Origin of the sequence: Bradyrhizobium sp. LTSP857 (assembly GCF_000938285.1) — a bacterium.
Classification (GTDB): domain Bacteria; phylum Pseudomonadota; class Alphaproteobacteria; order Rhizobiales; family Xanthobacteraceae; genus Bradyrhizobium.
Window position 1 is genome coordinate 72,404 of sequence record NZ_JYMS01000045.1, and the last position, 17,310, is coordinate 89,713.

General features: G+C 63.9%; 12 protein-coding genes and 1 pseudogene. 2 read left to right on the forward strand and 11 right to left on the reverse strand.

What is annotated here, in order from left to right; all coding sequences use genetic code 11:
• Nucleotides 1–10: 10 nt before the first annotated feature.
• From UP06_RS28310 to UP06_RS28350, 10 genes and pseudogenes are all read right to left on the reverse strand, one after another.
• Nucleotides 11–1,615: an ABC transporter substrate-binding protein gene (locus UP06_RS28310; protein WP_050032167.1), complete on the reverse strand. Its 1,605-nt coding sequence runs from the start codon at nt 1,613–1,615 to the stop codon at nt 11–13.
• A 227-nt stretch (nt 1,616–1,842) separates the two neighbouring features.
• Nucleotides 1,843–5,160 carry a molybdopterin-dependent oxidoreductase gene (locus UP06_RS28315; protein ID WP_045006970.1) on the reverse strand — a complete coding sequence of 1,106 codons (3,318 nt, stop codon included), beginning with the start codon at nt 5,158–5,160 and terminating at the stop codon, nt 1,843–1,845.
• A 2-nt stretch (nt 5,161–5,162) separates the two neighbouring features.
• Nucleotides 5,163–6,146, reverse strand: coding sequence for a bifunctional Delta(1)-pyrroline-2-carboxylate/Delta(1)-piperideine-2-carboxylate reductase (gene lhpI / locus UP06_RS28320; protein WP_050032196.1), 984 nt, complete (start codon nt 6,144–6,146; stop codon nt 5,163–5,165).
• 19 nt (nt 6,147–6,165) lie between these two features.
• Entirely contained in the window at nt 6,166–6,828 is a 663-nt protein-coding gene (locus UP06_RS28325; RefSeq protein WP_045006971.1) for a helix-turn-helix domain-containing protein, read from the reverse strand.
• Between the two features lie 64 nt (nt 6,829–6,892).
• Nucleotides 6,893–8,122, reverse strand: coding sequence for an ABC transporter substrate-binding protein (locus UP06_RS28330; RefSeq protein WP_045006972.1), 1,230 nt, complete (start codon nt 8,120–8,122; stop codon nt 6,893–6,895).
• Nucleotides 8,123–8,220: 98 nt separating this feature from the next.
• Complete coding sequence (locus tag UP06_RS42590) at nt 8,221–9,117, reverse strand: branched-chain amino acid ABC transporter permease (protein WP_349509948.1); 897 nt, start codon at nt 9,115–9,117, stop codon at nt 8,221–8,223.
• A 138-nt stretch (nt 9,118–9,255) separates the two neighbouring features.
• A pseudogene (locus UP06_RS42595) lies at nt 9,256–10,131 on the reverse strand (branched-chain amino acid ABC transporter permease); the annotation flags it as partial.
• A gap of 8 nt (nt 10,132–10,139) precedes the next feature.
• On the reverse strand, nt 10,140–10,841 hold the full coding sequence (locus UP06_RS28340; protein WP_045006974.1) for an ABC transporter ATP-binding protein: 702 nt from the start codon (nt 10,839–10,841) through the stop codon (nt 10,140–10,142).
• Nucleotides 10,834–11,595: an ABC transporter ATP-binding protein gene (locus UP06_RS28345; protein WP_045006975.1), complete on the reverse strand. Its 762-nt coding sequence runs from the start codon at nt 11,593–11,595 to the stop codon at nt 10,834–10,836. Before UP06_RS28345 ends, UP06_RS28340 begins: the two co-directional genes overlap by 8 nt.
• 138 nt (nt 11,596–11,733) lie before the next feature.
• The gene (locus tag UP06_RS28350) at nt 11,734–13,017 is read right to left on the reverse strand and encodes an NAD(P)/FAD-dependent oxidoreductase (RefSeq protein WP_045006976.1); all 1,284 of its coding nucleotides are present in this window, start codon (nt 13,015–13,017) and stop codon (nt 11,734–11,736) included.
• Between the two features lie 169 nt (nt 13,018–13,186).
• Between UP06_RS28350 and UP06_RS28355 the strand changes: the two genes are divergently transcribed.
• Both UP06_RS28355 and amaB read left to right on the forward strand, forming a co-directional pair.
• A complete protein-coding gene (locus UP06_RS28355; RefSeq protein WP_082081660.1) occupies nt 13,187–14,119 on the forward strand; it encodes a LysR family transcriptional regulator in 933 nt (310 codons plus the stop codon).
• Between the two features lie 207 nt (nt 14,120–14,326).
• The gene (gene amaB, locus UP06_RS28360) at nt 14,327–15,883 is read left to right on the forward strand and encodes an L-piperidine-6-carboxylate dehydrogenase (protein ID WP_045006977.1); all 1,557 of its coding nucleotides are present in this window, start codon (nt 14,327–14,329) and stop codon (nt 15,881–15,883) included.
• A gap of 62 nt (nt 15,884–15,945) precedes the next feature.
• Here amaB and UP06_RS28365 read toward each other — a convergent pair whose 3' ends face one another.
• Nucleotides 15,946–17,262 (reverse strand): NAD(P)/FAD-dependent oxidoreductase, encoded by a 1,317-nt coding sequence (locus UP06_RS28365; RefSeq protein ID WP_045006978.1) that lies wholly within the window; start codon nt 17,260–17,262, stop codon nt 15,946–15,948.
• Nucleotides 17,263–17,310: the final 48 nt, after the last annotated feature.

Below are 17,310 nucleotides of genomic sequence, written 5' to 3' on the forward strand. Positions count from 1 at the left end.
CTCCTCTACTTTACGGATCGACCGAGATCGGCGTCAGGTCCTGGAACCAGTTCTGCGCCTGCACGAAGCCATGCACCTTCGGCGACAGCGCGCGCGGATTGAGGTCGTGCACGACGAAGATCATCAGCGCTTGTTCGGATTCGTATTCGTGCAGCCTAGTCAGCAGAGCCAGCCGCTTCTCGGGCTCGAACTCTTCGAAGATCTGCTTGACCAGCGCGTCGGCTTCCGGCGTGCCGAAATGGCCCCAATTGCTGCCGGCCGGCGACCAATAGGCCGTGGCAACCGGTTTGATGATCGCGCTCACCGGATCCAGCAGGCCGCGCGAGGCGTTCATCCCGTCGATATTCGGGTATTTCGGAACGCCGGAGCGGCTGACGTCCAGCAGCGCGTTCCAATCCATCACATTGAGCGTGACCTCGAACCCGGAATCTTCCAATTGCTGCTTGACCAGTTCGTTCATTGGCAGCGACTGCATCTGGCCGGAGCCGGAGGTCGAGATCGCCAGCGTCACCTTGCAGGGCAGGCAGTTGGCCTCCTTCAAGAGCGCGCGCGCCTTCGCCTTGTCGAATTTGTAGATCACCGGATTGCCGTAATACGGCAGGGACGGCGGCACCTCGGCATATTCGGGTGTCGCCATGCCGCCGACGAGGTCCACCACGTCGTCGCGGTTGATGGCGTAATTCGCCGCCTGGCGGACGCGAAGATCCGTGAAGGGACCCCGGGTGAAGTTCAAAATGTACGGCCAGTTGTGCGGATAGACGTTGGAGACAATCTGCATATTGGCACGCTTCAACACCGGGATCGCATCCGGCGCCGGCGCTTCGATAAAGTTCACCTGATCGGAGAGCAGCGCCGCGGTGCGGGTCGCAGCCTCCGGCATCGGCAGCAGCACCAGCCGGTCCTGCTTCGGCACGCGCGCCTTGTCCCAGTAATCGTTGTTCGGCACCAGCTCCATGCGTTCATGCGCGGTCATACTGACGAAGCGATATGGGCCGGTGCCGGAGGGCTGATTGGCGTAGGCCGTCCAGTCGTAATTCAGCGCCTGCGCCCGGCAGCGGCTAATCATCAGTACGTATGACATGTCATACGGAAACAGGGATTCGACGAATTTCGTGGTGATAGCGACGCTGTGGTCGTCGATCTTCTCGATGCTCTCGAAGTTGGTCAGGTAGGCGCGGGACAGCGCGAACTGCTGCGTGAAAAACTGCGGCGCCTTTTGGTCACTGATGCGCTGGAAGTTCCAGACGACGTCGTCGGCCGTGAAATCGCAGCCATCATGCCACTTCACGCCCTGTCGCAGGGTGAATATCCAGCGCTTGTGGTTGGCCGGATCGATATGCCACTCGGTTGCAAGGCCAGGCTTGATGTCCGACGCCCTGTCGCTCTTGGACAAGTCCCAGTTGATCAAGGCGTCGTACAGATTCCAGCCGACGAAGCGAAAGCCTTCAAAACCTTGATCTGGATTGCCCGTCGTGACCGGCAAATCGCCCGCGGTCATCGCCACCTTCAAGACGCCGGCCGCTCGGGCCGACGGCGCGGGGGCGACCAGCCCTCCAGCAATGAGGCCGGCCATTACGCCGCACCACGAGAGCACCTTGAGGGCAGAGCACATCATCGTGCCTCCGTTGTCGCGCCTAGCACCGCGAGGAAGAATATCGCGCTGCGACGCAGCATAGTCGGAGGCATATTTCGTTAGCAAGCCGCACTAATTTGCTTTTCTTGATCAATGCTTGTGCACTTGTCGGGCGTTGCGCCATGTGACAGCCCGCTAAAGGCGGGCTGACTCTCTCTACGCACGCAAGAGGCGATTGATCGCTAGCTGACCCTGCTTCCGCTACCCCGTCATGCGTCGATGACGAGATCGGAGAGCGGAACCGCCTGGCATGTCAGGCAATGCCCCTCATCCAGATCCGCGCAATCGATGAGATGGCGGACTTCGCCGCTCTTCATCGGCACAGCGCAGCTTTCGCATTGTCCGACACGGCAGCCGCTCGGAAGCGTAAGCCCGGCGCTTTCGGCCGCCGCGAGAATGCTGGTCAGCGGCGCCTGCGGCGACCATGTCAGCGTTCGGCCAGAGCGGGCGAAATGAATCCGGCGCTGCACGAGGCCCTCGAGCATAGGTGGCGCCGGCGAACGGAAACGTTCCCTGAAGATCTCGAATGTAGGCACGCCACGAGCCTGGAGACCTGCGCTCACCTCTTCCATCATCGCATCGGATGCGCACATGTAGAAGCGCGCACGCTTGTTCAGCAATTCCGGATCGATATCCGACACCGTGAACCTGCCCTGCCGGTCAAACCGGTCACCGCTTCGCGGCCGGCTCAAATATGTGACCAGGGTCAGGTTCGGCAGCCTCTGCCGCAGCGCCTCGAGCCGACGCTGGAATGGCCGGCTCTGGTCATCCCGGCAGCCGTAATGCAGCGTGACGCGCGGCTCGTCGGTAGTTCCCTCCAGCGTTTCGAGATAGGACAGGAATGGCGTGATGCCGATGCCGCCGGCGATCAGAACGACCGGAAATTCGTTGCGTAGCGGCAGCACGAAGCCGCCCTTCGGTGACTGCAATTCGACGACGTCGCCAGGCGAGAGCGCGTGCCTGATCGCCGTCGAGACCTGCCCGCCCTCGATATGCCTGACGCCGATGTCGTAGGCCTCGGGCGACGCGACTGCGGCTCCGGTGAGCGAATAGGAGCGGATCACCTCGCCTATTCGGAGGCTGACATATTGACCCGGCCGGAAAGCCGGAAGCGAGCCGCCGTCGACGGGCCGCAATGTCAGCGCGACCACATCGGAACATTCCTCGCGGCGCTCCGCGACGGCGAATGAGCGCCAGCCTTGCCAGGACGTACTCTCGTCAGGCGCGACATCGCAGGCAAAGGAGCGCAGCGCCAGCGCTCCGCTCAGGGGATCGCGGCCATTTTCCGCGATGATGGCGTTGAAGCTCGCGCCGACCGGCCGTGCCTTGTCCGGCAGATAGCCCGGCAGGCCAAGATCGGGTGCCGCCTGCCACCAGCCATAGTCGCTTGCCACCACGTCCTGCGCGAGCGCATCGTTGAAGACGGCCCGCATCCGGATCGTGCCGATGCGGCTGCGCACGCGCATCCAGTCACCTTCCTGGATTTGCCTGCGACGGGCGAGCTCGGGGTGAATCTCGGCCGTCGGCTCCGCGCGCTTGCGACGCAGCGCGTTGATGCCGCGATGCTGGCTATGGCAGAAATAGCCGCTATTGGCGGAGAACAGCGTCAGCGGAAACGCCTCGTCGCGTTGCTCGGCCGGCTCGATGAAGCGCGGTACCGCGGGATAGCCATGGCGATGCAGCAGTTCCGAATAGAGTTCGGCCTTGCCGGTCTGCGTGGCGAAGCCAGTCGTCTCATATTTGCGATGGACATGCTTGAGCGGCACGCGAATGCCTTCCGGCCTCGCGCGGAGCGCTTCGAGGTCGAGTCCGAGCGGGGCGAGCAGATGCTCAAAGCCCTTCTCGACATCGCCGTCAAAAAACAGCTCGCCCATGCCGAGCCGTTTGGCGAGCTGGAACACGATCCACATATCCGAACGGGCCTCGCCCTGCCGCGGGATCATCTGCGGGCGCAGCTGCACCAATTCCTGCGCCTCAGGCGAAATCTCGAAGCCTAGGCGCAGCGCCTCGTGCTCCCAGGGACTCGACACCGGCAGCACGATGTCGGCCATCTCGGCAGTCGGGTTCAGGAACAGATCGCAATGGACCTGGAAATCGAGTGCTTTCAGCGCTTCCCGTCCGCGCTCGGGCGCCGGATGCGAGACCAGAAGGTTGGAGCCGAACGCGAACAGTGCGCGCACGCGGTAGGGCTTGCCGGTCAGCGCCGCGTCGTAGAAATCGCTGGAGGTGATCCAGCCGTCGGTCGGCGGACCGAGCGGACGCTCCGCAAGCCCGAGCGTGCGCGCTCGCGTCTCCGGCGGTATCATCTCGATCGAATGCAGCGAGGGCGCCGGTAGGCTCGGCATCCTGACATTGCCGCCCGGCGCATCGAAGCAACCGGTCAGCGCATAGAGCGTGGCGACGGCGCGTTCGGTCTGCGAGGCATTGGTGTGCTGTCCGAGCCCGGTCCAGCCGTGATAGCAGACCGACGCCGCCGCCGAGATCGTGGCCGCGAGCTGCTCAACCTGCGCCGCCGGAATCCCGGTGATGCGCTCGACCGTTGCGGCATCGTAAGGCTCGGCCGCCGCGACATAGTGATCGAAACCGGTGCGGCAGGCGATCGGACCGTCGGGACCGATGACTTCGAAGCTTCCTTCGAGCGCAGCCACAGCGAGCCTATCCTCGGCGAGCACCGCGCGGCCCGCGGCCTCGTCCCAGACCAGGAAGCCATCCCCTTGGAGCCCAACATCGCCGGCGCGCAGAAAGCAGCCGTCGCTGTTGCGGACCAGAAAGGCCGCATTGGTCCATTGCCGTACGAACTCCGCGTCGTAGGCGCGGTTGGCGATCAGCCAGCGCGCAAGGCCGAGCGCCAGCGCGGCGTCGGTGCCGGGGCGGATCCGCAGCCACAGATCGGCGTCGCGCGCCGAGCCAGTCCGGCGCGGATCAATCACCGCAAGCTTCGCCCCCCTCGCCCGCGCGGCGCTGATCGCCTCAGCCTGGGCAAGCCAGACATTGGCGGGGTTGTGGCCCCAGAGCAGGATCAGCTCGGAATTGCGATAATCTGCCGTCGGCAACCCGCAGCCAAAAGTGAAAGCGTGGGCATGGTCCTTGTGCCAGTTGCAGATCTCGGTGGAGAAGCAATTGTTCGGACTGCCGAAGCCGCGGATGAAGCGCTGGATCCAGTCCAGGCTGTCTGATGTCGAGGAGGAGGAACCGGAGGTCACTGCGAACGCGACGGATTCCGGCCCTGTCTCCTCGCGGTAGCGCCCGAGCCGTTCCGCGATCTCGCTCAGCGCCTCTTCCCAGGAGATCGGCACGAAACCCGGATCGGTGGCGCCCTTCGGCGCGGTGCGTCGCAACGGCGTCTTCAGGCGACGGGCTGAGTGCGCGATCTCTGGAGCAGCCCTGCCCTTTGGGCACAACGCCTTGCCGGTTGGATGAGCCGGATTCGGCCGCACAGCGACAAGCCTGTCATTCTCGATCACGTTGAGCGTGCCGCAGCGAGAGCGGCACAGCGTGCAGAAGCCAGGCTTTTCCTGCTCGGACATCGTCAGGCCTTGGTTGTCGCGCGCCCTCGCTCGGGAGATCGCACGAGGGAACTCGGATTGGCCAGCAGGCTTGCAGCCGTGAGATCCTCGATCGCCGCACCGACCGACTTGAACAGAGTGATCTCGTTGCGGTCAAGGCGGCCCGGTTTCGTGCCCTTTGTCAGTTCATGGAGATCGCCGCTGATCCTGTCGGCGCTCCAGCTTCCGGCGGCGATGGGTTGCAGCAGGTCTCCCGCCTCGGCGAGTGCTCCGGCGTAGGTATCGACGAAGACGCGGCTACGCAACACGGCGTCATCGTCGCTTTCACGCATCTGCGGCCTGAACGCACCGACGAGGTCGACATGGGTTCCCGGCCGCAGCAGCACCCCTTTGACCAAAGGCTCGGTCGAGGTCGTGGCGCAGCTGACGATGTCAGCCTGCGGCAAGGCCTCGGCAAGATCGGCCGCACCGGTCGCGTTGATGCCCTGCCGGACAAGCGTATCGGCCAGGGCCAGCGCACGCTGAGAATTGCGTCCCCAGACCAGCACCTTCTCGATCGGACGTATGGCGCAATGGGCTGCGACGAGGTGAGGTGCGAGATGGCCGGTTCCGACGACAAGCAGTGTGCGGCTGTCGGCGCGCGACAGATAGTCGGATGCCAGCGCCGAGGCGGCCGCAGTGCGCCGGTTGGTCAGGGCTTCGCCGTCGATCATGGCGCGCGGCTGGCCGGTCTGGCCGTCGAGCAGAAAATAGAGCGACGACACCGCTCCGAGACCGCGTTCGGCATTCTGCGGAAACACAGTGACGAGCTTGACGCCGAGCGCCTCGCCGCGGACCCAGGCCGGCATCGTCAGGAGACTGGCGGGCGCGCCGTCGACGCCGACCTCGTAGGCCTGCCGCAACGGCATCGGCTCGCCATCGCGCCTGAAAGCTTCGCGCAATGCCTCGATCAGCCTGGGAAAGGCAAGCGCGGCATGGACGTCGGCAGCGGAGTAACTGCGCAGCATCGATATCATCCCGTCCTCATCATGAAAGTGCGCTGATGCCGGTGCAAATCCAGATGACCTCGGCATCCTCCTTGCTCAACGACACGATGGCGTGGCCCATCTTGCTGTCGAAATAGGTGCTGTCACCGACCTCGAGCGTGACGGGAGCATAGAATTCGGTGAACACCCGGACGGTCCCGGACATAACACACAAGAACTCCTCGCCCTCGTGACGCACCCAGCCCGGAAAATCGTCCAGGCTGCGCGCCCGGATCCGTGCCTTGAACGGCAGGATGTGTTTTTGCGAAAGGTCGGTCGCCAGCACTTCGTAGTCGTAGGTATCGGTGAGGTGCGGCTTGCCCTCGCCGCTACGGGTGACGCTGCGGCGGCCAAAGGGCGCGCTCTGGCGGCGCTGGTCGAACAGCTCGACAATGTCGAGATCGACCCCGCGCGTGATCTTCTGGAGCACGTCATAGGTCGGCGACATCTGGCCGTTCTCGATCTTCGACAGGGTCGAACGCGCGACCCCCGTTCGTTCGCTCACCTCTTTCAAGGTCCAACCCTTGTCGATCCGCACGCGCTTCAGCCTCTGACCGAGATCGTCGCTTGTCTCGGCCGGCGCGACGTCGGCCGAGAAACGCGCTGGCACGATCTCGGCGGCCGCGGTCTCCCTCAGCGACGGTCGCGTCGCAGTCTTCTTCATCGCGGTTCTCTCCCTTTTTTGCGCATGTGCGGCCCCGGCGGCGCGGCGCTGCCGGGGCTTCGCCTTACTTCTTTACGAGCGGGCATTCGCTCTGGGCAAGAGACTGGAAGGCCTGCTCGCCGGGGACGGTCGCCACGACATTATAGTAGTCCCATGGCTGCTTCGATTCGGAGGGTTTCTTGACCTGGACCAGCAGCATGTCGTGGACCATGCGGCCGTCCTCGCGCACCTTGCCGCCCTTGGCGAAGAAGTCGTCGACAGGCAGCTCGCGCATCTTGGCAGCCACCGCCTTCGCCTCATCGGTCCCGGCAGCCTGGATCGCCTTGAGATAGTGCCGGATCGAGGAGTAGACGCCGGCCTGCGGCGCGGTCGGCATGGCCTTACGCACCTCGAAGAAGCTCTTGGCGAAAGCGCGCGTCTCATCGTTCTGGTCCCAATAAAAGCCCTCGATGAACGAGATCCCCTGCGCGGTCGACAGACCTAGCGCGTGGACGTCGGTGATGAACACCACCGGCGCGGAGACGGCCTGACCACCCGCGATGATGCCGAACTCATTGGCCTGCTTGATCGCGGTCGTCATATCCTTGCCGGCGGTGGCGAGAACGATGACCTTCGCCTTCGATGCCTGCGCCGGCAGGAGGAACGCCGAGAGATCGTTCGCGCCGAAGGGGTGGCGGACGGAGCCCAGCACCTTGCCGCCATTGGCCTTGATCGCCTCGCTCGCGATCTTCTCCAGCGAATGTCCAAAGGCGAAATCGGCGGTGATGATGAAGAAGGTGTCGTTGCCCTTGTCGATCAGGGCCTTCATCGGTCCGACCGCGTTGGAATAGTTGTCGTAGACCCACTGAAAGCCAGTCGGCGAACACTGCTTGCCGGTCAAATCCGTGGTGCCCGGCGACGAGAACAGCGCGACGCGGTTGGTCTCGCGCGTCAACTGCTGCACTGCAAGCGCGATGGCACTGTTGGTGACGTCCGAGATCGCGTCGACCTTCTCGTTCTCGATCCAGCGCCGGGCGATGCCGATGCCGATGTCGGCCTTCTGCTGGTGATCGGCGCCGATGATCTCGATGGGCTTGCCGAGAACCTTGCCGCCAAAGTCCGCTGCCGCCATCTGCGCCGCCAGGAGCGAGCCCGGCCCGTTCAGGTCGGAGTACTGGCCGGACATGTCGGTCAGCACGCCGATCTTGACCACATCGTCGCTGACCTGGGCCGCAGCGTGGCCAGCGACGGCGAACGAGCCGAGGCAGAACGCGGCCGCGATCCCGCGCAGGAGTTTGGAAGGCGTCTGTTGCATGATCTATTCCCTGTTATCAGATCCGCTCTTGCGAGCGGGCTTGGCCCGGTCCTGTCCCGCTTCGCCGGACGGCGAAGCGTGTTTCGAAATGTCTCGGTTCACTCCCGCTGCGCGACCGCCACCTCGCGGAGCGCGGCGGGCGCAGCCGCTGTCCGGCGCAGGCGATGCCAGAGCTCGATCAGTTCGCCGACCATGCCACGCCGGAAGGCGAGCACGCAGATCACGAAGATCAGGCCATGAATGACGGTGACCCATTGCCCGAATGCCGCCAGGTAGTTCTGCATGGCGACGACGATGAAGGCACCGACGAGTGGGCCGTAGAGCGTGCCGACGCCGCCGAGAAACGTCATCAGCAGCACTTCGCCCGACATCGACCAGTGCACGTCGGTGAGGCTGGCGAGCTGGCTGACGATCGCCTTGGTCGAACCCGCAAGCCCCGCCAGTGCGGCCGAGAGCACGAAGGCCACGAGCTTGTAGCGGGCGGTCTCGAAGCCTAGCGACTGGGCGCGAGCGTCGTGATCGCTGATCGCCTTCAGTACGCGCCCGAACGGCGATCCCACCAGCCGCATGATCAGGAAGAAGCCGCCGAGGAATATCACCAGTACGAAGCCGTAGAGATTTGCCGGCTGCGAAAGGTCGATCAGGCCAAACAGCATGCCACGCGGAACGGCCTGCAACCCGTCTTCGCCGCCGGTGAAGCGCGCCTGGAGCGCCACGAAATAGATCATCTGCGCGAAGGCGAGCGTCACCATCGCAAAGTAGATGCCGCTGCGCCGAATGGCGAGCCAGCCGGTGACGAAACCGAGCATCGCCGCCGTTGCAGTCCCGGCCAGGATCGCAAACTCCGGAGGTAGTCCCCATATCTTGGCGGCATGGCCGCAGACATAGCCGGCCGAACCCAGGAACATCGAGTGGCCGAAGGAAACCAGCCGTCCGTATCCGGCGACCAGGTTGAAGGCGCAGGCGAACAGCGCGAAGATCATCGCCTTCATCATGAAGCCGGGGTAGACGACGAGCGGCGCGGCCGCGAGACAACAGGCTAGCGCCAAAAAGATCAGCGTCTGTGTAAGCGTTGACGGCGCAGTCGCCGACAGGCTGGACTGCGGTTGCCCCTGCGCCGCCTCGAGCTTGGAGCCGAACAATCCCGCCGGGCGGATCAGCAGCACCACCGCCATGACCGCGAAGACGACCGTCGTCGAGGCTTCGGGATAGAAGGCTTTGGTCAGGCCCTCGATGACACCGACGAGGAAGCCGGTCACGATCGCGCCCATGATCGACCCCATGCCGCCGATCACCACCACCGCAAAGACAACAATCAATAGATCCGCGCCCATCAGCGGACTGACTTGGTAAACTGGCGCGGCCAGCACGCCCGCCAGCGCGGCGAGCCCGACACCGGCGCCGTAGGTCAGCGTGATCATGCGCGGGACGCGGATGCCGAAGGCCTGAACCAGCATCGGGTTTTCGGTCGCCGCGCGCAGATAGGCGCCAAGCTTGGTACGCTCGATGACGTACCAGGTGCCGAGGCAGATCACGACCGAGGCTGCGATCACCCAGGCCCGGTAATTCGGCAGGAACATGAAGCCGAGATTGCGGCCTCCCGTCAGCGCCTGTGGAATCGAATAGGGCTGGCCGGAAGATCCGAACCAGTTGCTGAATGCGCCCTGCACCATCAGCGCGAGACCGAAGGTGAGCAGCATGCCATAGAGATGATCGAGCTTGTAAAGGCGCCGCAGCAGCAGCACCTCGATCACAATGCTGATCGCACCGACGATGAGCGGTGCCAGGATCAGCGCCCACCAATAGCCGATGCCGAGATAATTCATCAGCAGCCACGCACCCATCGCGCCCATCATGTACTGCGCGCCATGCGCGAAGTTCACGATGTTCATCATGCCGAAGATCACCGCCAGCCCTAGGCTCAGCATGGCGTAGAAGGCGCCGTTGATCAGCCCGAGCAGAAGCTGGCCATAGAGCACTGCGGAAGGGACACCGAAGATCGTGGTCATGATGCCCTTTAAAGTCCGAGATAGCTCTTGAGCGCGCCCGATCTGCCTTCGAACTCAGCGCCCGGAATTTCCTCGACGACGCGGCCGAGCTCCACGACGTAGTGCCGGTCGGCGAGGCCGGCGGCAAAGCCGACATTCTGCTCGACCAGCAGGATGGTGAAGCCGAGCGCCTTCAGTTCGGTGATCGTCCGGCCGATCTGACGGATGATCACGGGAGCGAGCCCCTCGGTCGGCTCGTCGAGCAGCAGGATGCGCGCGCCGGTGTGCAGAATGCGCCCGAGCGCCAGCATCTGCTGCTCACCGCCGGACAGCTTGGTGCCCTGGCTGTCGAGTCGCTCCTTCAGATTTGGAAACAGCGTGAGGATCTGCGCGACCGTCATGCCGCCGGCGGCGACCTTCGGCGGCAGCAGCAGGTTTTCGCGCACACTGAGGCTCGCGAAGATGCCGCGTTCCTCCGGGCAGAAGGCGATGCCCTTGCGCGCGATGTCGTAGGGCGCGGCAGCGATGAGCTCGTCACCGTCGAGCGCGATCGAGCCCGAGCGCTTGTCCAGCAGCCCCATGATTGACTTCAGTGTCGTGGTCTTTCCGGCGCCATTGCGGCCGAGCAGCGTCACCACCTCGCCGATGCGGACGCTGAAATCCATTCCATGCAGGACTTTGGACTCACCGTACCAGGCCTGGAGATTGCCGACCGCGAGACTCTCACTCATGCGTCTGCCCTGTATAGGCAGCCATCACGTCGGCGCGCGAGGACACTTCAGCATAGCTTCCCTGCGCCAGCACTTCGCCGCGCACCATCACGGTGATGCTGTCGGCGAGCTCGGCGACCACATTCATGTTGTGCTCGACCAGCAATACCGTGCGGCCCTTGCCGGCCTCGCGGATCAATTGCGTCACTCGCCCGATATCTTCATGACCGAGCCCCGCCATCGGCTCGTCGAGCAGCAGCACGCTCGGCTCCAGCGCAAGCGTCGTCGCCAGTTCGAGCACACGCTTGCGGCCATAGGAAAGACTGCCCGCCATCGTCCCGGCATATTCAGACAGGCCGAAGCGTTCGAGCGACGCATCGGCGCGCTCCAGCACGCCACGATGACGCGCAATGCGGCCAAGCAGATTCCAGGCGAGGCCGTGCTCGCGCAGCAGCGCGAGCTCGATATTCTCGCGCACGGTCAATCCGGCGAAAACCGCGGAGATCTGGAAGGAGCGCACCACGCTGCGCTTGGCCATCGCCGGCATGCTGAGGCGGGTGACGTCCTCGCCATCGTGCAGGATCGTGCCGGCCGAAGGTGGAAGGAATTTCGTCAGAAGATTGAACAGGGTGGTCTTGCCGGCCCCGTTCGGGCCGATCACGGCGTGCATGCTGTTGCGGGCAAGACGGAAGTTCACGCCGTTAACGGCGAAGAAGCCGCCGAACGCGCGGCTAAGGCCGCGAGTCTCCAGAGCGTAAACGGCGCCGTCCGTCATGCCTCTGCCCTGCTGACGTCTGGATCGCAGATTGACGAAACGGGTTTGGACCAGACCGCAGATCCATCCTTGATCAAAAGTTTCCTATCGTCAACTTATTTCCGATAGGATCATTTTGTCACGCTTCGGAATTCCGGACTACAGCCGCGCCTCGATCAGATGGACAAGCTGCGCCCCGACCTCGTAAAGCGCCGTCCTCGCGCTCCGGAAATTGGGCTTGATCGGCAACGATGCAGGAAGCGGCAGGTCTTTCTCGTCGAGTTGTCCGAGCGCGTAGAGGGCGAGCAAACGCCCGAACGTCGTGCCGGGCGCAATGCCGCGCCCGTTATAGCCGCTGAAGCCGAACACGTTTTCGGCGAGCTTGTGGAAGCGCGGCAGGTGATCGTCGGTCATGCCGATCAAGCCGTACCATTCCGCTTCGAACCTGACGTCGCCGATTTGCGGGAAAAGCTTCTTGAGCGCGCGTTTTGCCCAGGACCGATGAACGGCAACACCGGCTCCTCGGAGCGCGCCGCAGCTTCCGAACACGAGGCGGCCGGCGCGATCGAAGCGAAACGAACTCAGCACCTCATTGGTGTCCCAGGCGCCTTGCCGTTCGGGAAGAATGGATGCGCGAATGTTGTCGGACAGCGGCTGGGTGGCGAAGTTGAAATAGGGTAGATGGATCTGCTCCGTTCTGACTTCGGACCAGGGTCCCGTCGCATAGGCATCGGTCGCCACGATGACGCGATCGGCAATGACGTGACCGCCCGCGGTGTGCAGCTTCCACTTTCCATCAATCCGCTCGGCCGAGGTGACCGCGCTGTGGGTGAATATCTTCGCGCCAGCATTCAAGGCGCTGCGGGCAAGGCCCCGCGCATAGGCCAGCGGCTGGATCGTCCCCGCGCGCCGATCCCACAACGATCCTGCATAGGCCGACGAGCCAATTTTCGCGGCGGTGTCGGCAGCGTTCAGCAACTTAACCGGCGCGCCGCGACAGATCCACTGCGCTGCGCGTTGCTCCAGTTCCCTCAACCCCTTGAGCCCGACGGCGCAATGGAGCGTGCCGGCACGCTCCAACTCGCATTCAATGCGGTGACGCTCGATCAGATCGAACACCAATTTCGGGGCGTCGCCCAACAATTCGAGCAGACGCTCGCCGTAGTCACCACCGAGCACCTCGCCAAGGACGTCCGGCATCACCCACATGCCGGCATTGACCAGACCGACGTTTCGGCCGGCCCCGCCAAAGCCGATCTCCACCGCCTCGAGCAGCGCGACATTGGCGCCCGCCTCAGCGAGATGGAGCGCGGCCGACAGACCGGTATAACCACCGCCAACGATGGCCGTATCGACATTGATCAACCCGTTCAGTCCGGCGGTTTCAGGCGGCGGCGGCGCGGTCAATTCCCAAAGACCGTGGGATCTGGCGTTGTCTAGCATCGGCTCCGACGTCCTCGTTGATATCCGCCCGCAGGGTCGAGTTGTCCGAAGCGCGTTGACTGGTTCATTCCAATTCGGCAAGTGAGGTGCCGACATTGCAGGGGTGCCGAAGACCTGGACTGCGAGGCCGAGCAGCAATCTAGCGTTGCCAGCGGCGGCGGGCCAAGTCATGTTTGGTCAAGACCTCATTCGGCTGGAGAATGATGTGCAAGGCCCTCGCCGCTTCTTACCCTCACTGCCCCTGCTGGCCGCCTTTGAAGCGGCGGCGCGGACCGGGAGCATCACAGCCGCAGCCAGGGAGCTGTCGCTGACGCAAAGCGCGGTGAGCCGCCAGGTCAAGGCGCTGGAGGAGCAGCTCGAGGTCGAGCTGTTTCATCGCGAGCGGCAGACCATCCGCCTGACCGTGGGCGGCGACGCCTATGCCCGCGAGATACGCGATGCGTTGCGCAAAATCAGCACCGCCTCGCTCAATCTGCGTGCCAATCCGTTCGGTGGCACGCTGACCCTCGCAATCCTTCCGACCTTTGGCACGCGATGGCTGGCGCCGCGGCTGCCCAAATTTCTCGCCGGTAATCCCGGCATCACCATCAACCTGGTTACGCGGTTGTCGAGCTTCGACTTCAGGCTGGAGCCCGTCGATGCCGCGATCCATTTCGGGCGTCCGGAATGGCAAGGGGGTGAGCTGGCGTTGCTCCGGTCGGAGACCGTGGTCCCCGCCTGTAGTGCAGAACTGCGAGAGCAATATGATTTCAAGGACGCAAGCGATCTCCGGAAGGCCCCTCTCCTGCATTTGACGACGCGCCCGGACGCATGGGAGCAATGGCTCACGCTGCACAACGTGGACGCCCATGCCGTGCACGGCATGCTGCTGGATCAGTTCGCCACCGCATCGCAGGCGGCGATTTCCGGGCTCGGCATCGCGCTGCTCCCTGAATTCCTGATCGAGGAGGAGCTGAGCACCGGCAAGCTGGTGCGCGCCCTCGATCTGCCGATGAAAAACGCCGAGGCCTACTATCTGGTCTGGCCGACCGATCGCGCATCCCATCCGCCACTTGTTGCTTTCCGGGAATGGCTTCTGCTGGAAACGGCACCGGACCGGTGATGGCCGCCCCCTGAAAGGGTGGGGTGTGCCGGCTTATCGCAGCCCTCAGCGCCTAACCCCCTGTCATTCACCATTGGAATGACTTGTTGAGCTTCTATCGTTTGAAAATGCCTGATCATTGTCCTTTCTATGAGGTGGCATGACGCCGTCGGACGAATCCCCTGACGGCGCTGTGGCTGACAGCCAGCCCCCCGGAAAGAGCCCCTCATGTCCGCCACCTTATCCAATCAGACCGGCAACCTCTCGCTCAGGGCCGAGGTCGACGCGCTGTTGGTTGAACTCGGTGTTGACGCCGGCAGCTACAGCAATGGCACACTGGCGGCGAAAACCCCCATCACCGGCGAGACCGTGGCCCATGTCAGAGAAATCGATGCCGCCGGGGCGACCTTGGTCATCGACAAGGCTCACGCAGCGTTCCTGCAATGGCGCATGGTCCCTGCTCCCAAGCGCGGCGAACTCGTGCGGCTGCTCGGCGAAGAGCTTCGCGCCAACAAGCGCGCGCTCGGCCGGCTCGTGTCCATCGAGGCCGGCAAGATCGAGTCCGAAGGTCTCGGCGAGGTCCAGGAGATGATCGACATTTGCGACTACGCGGTGGGGCTTTCCCGCCAGCTCTACGGCTTGACGATCGCCACCGAACGCCACGAGCATCGCATGGCGGAGACCTGGCATCCGCTTGGCGTCACCGGAATCATCTCGGCGTTCAATTTTCCGGTTGCGGTCTGGGCCTGGAATGCCGCGCTGGCACTGGTCTGCGGCAACAGCATCGTCTGGAAACCCTCGGAAAAGACTCCTCTCACCGCGCTGGCGACGGATGCGCTGTTCGGACGCGCGTTGAAGCGATTCAAGGCCGACGGCGGCTTGGCGCCCGAGGGGCTGTCGGCCGTACTGATCGGAGGACGCGAGATCGGCGAGGCCCTCGTCAATAACACCAGGGTTCCCCTGGTCTCGGCGACCGGCTCGACCGCGATGGGACGCGCCGTCGCTCCGAAGCTCGCCCAACGCTTCGCCCGCGCCATTCTGGAGCTCGGCGGCAACAATGCCGCGGTGGTCACCCCGACCGCCGACCTCGACCTGACGCTGCGCGGCGTTGCCTTCGCGGCCATGGGCACGGCCGGACAACGCTGCACCACACTGCGCCGCCTCTTCGTTCATGAGAGCATCTATGACAGCTTCGTGCCGCGGCTGAAAAAGGTCTATGCGTCGGTCTCGGTCGGCAATCCCCTCACCGGCAACCTGGTCGGCCCCCTCATCGACGGCCTCGCTTATGAAGCGATGCAACGCGCGTTGCGCGATGCCAAGATCGCGGGTGCGGCCATTGTCGGCGGTGATCGCGTCACCGTCGCGGGTGCAGACGCGGCCTTCTACGTCCGCCCGGCGCTGGTCGAGATCGGCGGACAGACCGGACCGGTCGAACGCGAGACTTTTGCGCCGATCCTCTATGTCATCAAATACAGCGACTTCGACGCCGTGATCGAATTGCACAATGCCGTCCCGCAAGGCCTGTCGTCATCGATCTTCACCAACGATCTGCGCGAGGCCGAAGCCTTCCTGTCGGCGCGCGGCTCCGATTGCGGCATCGCCAACGTGAACATCGGCCCTTCGGGCGCCGAGATCGGCGGCGCATTCGGCGGCGAGAAGGAAACCGGCGGCGGACGTGAATCCGGGTCGGATGCGTGGAAGGCCTATATGCGTCGCGCCACCAACACCATCAACTTTGGCCGCACCCTGCCGCTCGCCCAGGGCGTCAGGTTCGACGTGGATTAAGCCGCGGCGAATGCTCGAGACGGAAGCGCCGACTTCATCCTGTCGGACGTGGGCATCAAAAATCAGGCGGCCTTCTTGAGGCGCTTGAAGCGCTCCATCCGGAAGGGGGCCGGATCGACGCAAGGCTTCGAACCGGTCACGAGATCGGCCATCAGGGCGCCGGCGCCGGGGCCGATACCGAAACCGTGCCCTGAGAAGCCGGTCGCAAGATAGAAGCCTGGAACGGAGCCGACCGGCGCGATAACCGGAACGGCATCCGGCGTAACATCCATGAGGCCAGCCCACATTTGCAGGATCTTGGCGTCGCGGAACGCCGGGAAGGCCTCGCACAGATGGGCGACGCCGCCATGAACGAACCGCAGCGACGGATCGGGATCGAGAATGCGGACCTGCTCGAAAGGTGTAACCTCGTCACTCCTCCAGCTGCGGGCCATTTTCAGCTCGCGAACGAACTGACCGCCGATGCGAAGCGTCAGTTCGTTCCAGCTCTTGATGAGCGTCGGCGTATAGTCGCAGAACAAACGGAAACTGTCCGGTGTGATCGGGGCGATGTTCGCGTTGCGCTGGGCGACGGTGAACCCGCCATCCAGACGGCGTCGGAAGGCGAAGTTGCCTGCACCAACGGCAAAATCCGGAACACCGTCGACCGAGGAGACGCGGGCGACGCTGCCCAGGATCTTCAGGACCGGAAGATCGATGCCCATGTTGCCGGCGAAGAGGCGCGACCAAGCCCCTCCCGCCAGAACGACGGACGAACAGCGGATCTCGCCGCGCTCGGTGACACAGCCGCTCACCCTGCCCGCCGATCGCTCGATGGAACGGACTGCACAGTTGGTGAGAATATGCGCGCCCTTGGCGGCCGCGCCGCGCGCGATTGCTGGAGCTGCGGTAAACGGTTCGGCCTTGCCGTCGCTCGGCGTATGCAAGGCGGCACGGAAATGCTTCGCAGCACCGGGAATGAGCGTCTTCAACGCCTCGCCCTTTACCAGGCGGGAATCGAGGTCGAGCGCCGCGGCGTGCTTCAACCACTCTTCATACATTGCAACGTCGGCATCCGTGTCGCAGAGATAGGCGATGCCGGCCTGCCGAAAGCCGGTTTCGCCGCCGATACGCTCGTTCATGCCGCGCCAGAGCCGAAGACTTTCGATCGCAAGCGGCAACTCGGCCGGATCGCGCCCCATTTGGCGCACCCAGCCCCAGTTTCGCGATGACTGCTCTGCACCGATCAATCCCTTTTCGCACAAGGCAACGGTGACGCCACGTTCGACCAGCGAAAGCGCGGTCGATACGCCGATGATGCCGCCGCCGATCACAACGACATCCACACGCGCAGGCAGCTCCTGCGGCGCGACAACAAGATCGGGAATAATTCTGGACAAATTGTCCTCCTTGAAACAAGCGCGCAGAAGGCCAAGCGGGTCGCTCGG

Bases quoted from the DNA above. Each gene is read 5' to 3' on its own strand.
- UP06_RS28310 (WP_050032167.1), bottom strand. From the start codon at position 1,615: ATGATGTGCTCTGCCCTCAAGGTGCTCTCGTGGTGCGGCGTAATGGCC.
- UP06_RS28315 (WP_045006970.1), bottom strand. From the start codon at position 5,160: ATGTCCGAGCAGGAAAAGCCTGGCTTCTGCACGCTGTGCCGCTCTCGC.
- lhpI (WP_050032196.1), bottom strand. From the start codon at position 6,146: ATGCTGCGCAGTTACTCCGCTGCCGACGTCCATGCCGCGCTTGCCTTT.
- UP06_RS28325 (WP_045006971.1), bottom strand. From the start codon at position 6,828: ATGAAGAAGACTGCGACGCGACCGTCGCTGAGGGAGACCGCGGCCGCC.
- UP06_RS28330 (WP_045006972.1), bottom strand. From the start codon at position 8,122: ATGCAACAGACGCCTTCCAAACTCCTGCGCGGGATCGCGGCCGCGTTC.
- UP06_RS42590 (WP_349509948.1), bottom strand. From the start codon at position 9,117: ATGATGAAGGCGATGATCTTCGCGCTGTTCGCCTGCGCCTTCAACCTG.
- UP06_RS28340 (WP_045006974.1), bottom strand. From the start codon at position 10,841: ATGAGTGAGAGTCTCGCGGTCGGCAATCTCCAGGCCTGGTACGGTGAG.
- UP06_RS28345 (WP_045006975.1), bottom strand. From the start codon at position 11,595: ATGACGGACGGCGCCGTTTACGCTCTGGAGACTCGCGGCCTTAGCCGC.
- UP06_RS28350 (WP_045006976.1), bottom strand. From the start codon at position 13,017: ATGCTAGACAACGCCAGATCCCACGGTCTTTGGGAATTGACCGCGCCG.
- UP06_RS28355 (WP_082081660.1), top strand. From the start codon at position 13,187: ATGTTTGGTCAAGACCTCATTCGGCTGGAGAATGATGTGCAAGGCCCT.
- amaB (WP_045006977.1), top strand. From the start codon at position 14,327: ATGTCCGCCACCTTATCCAATCAGACCGGCAACCTCTCGCTCAGGGCC.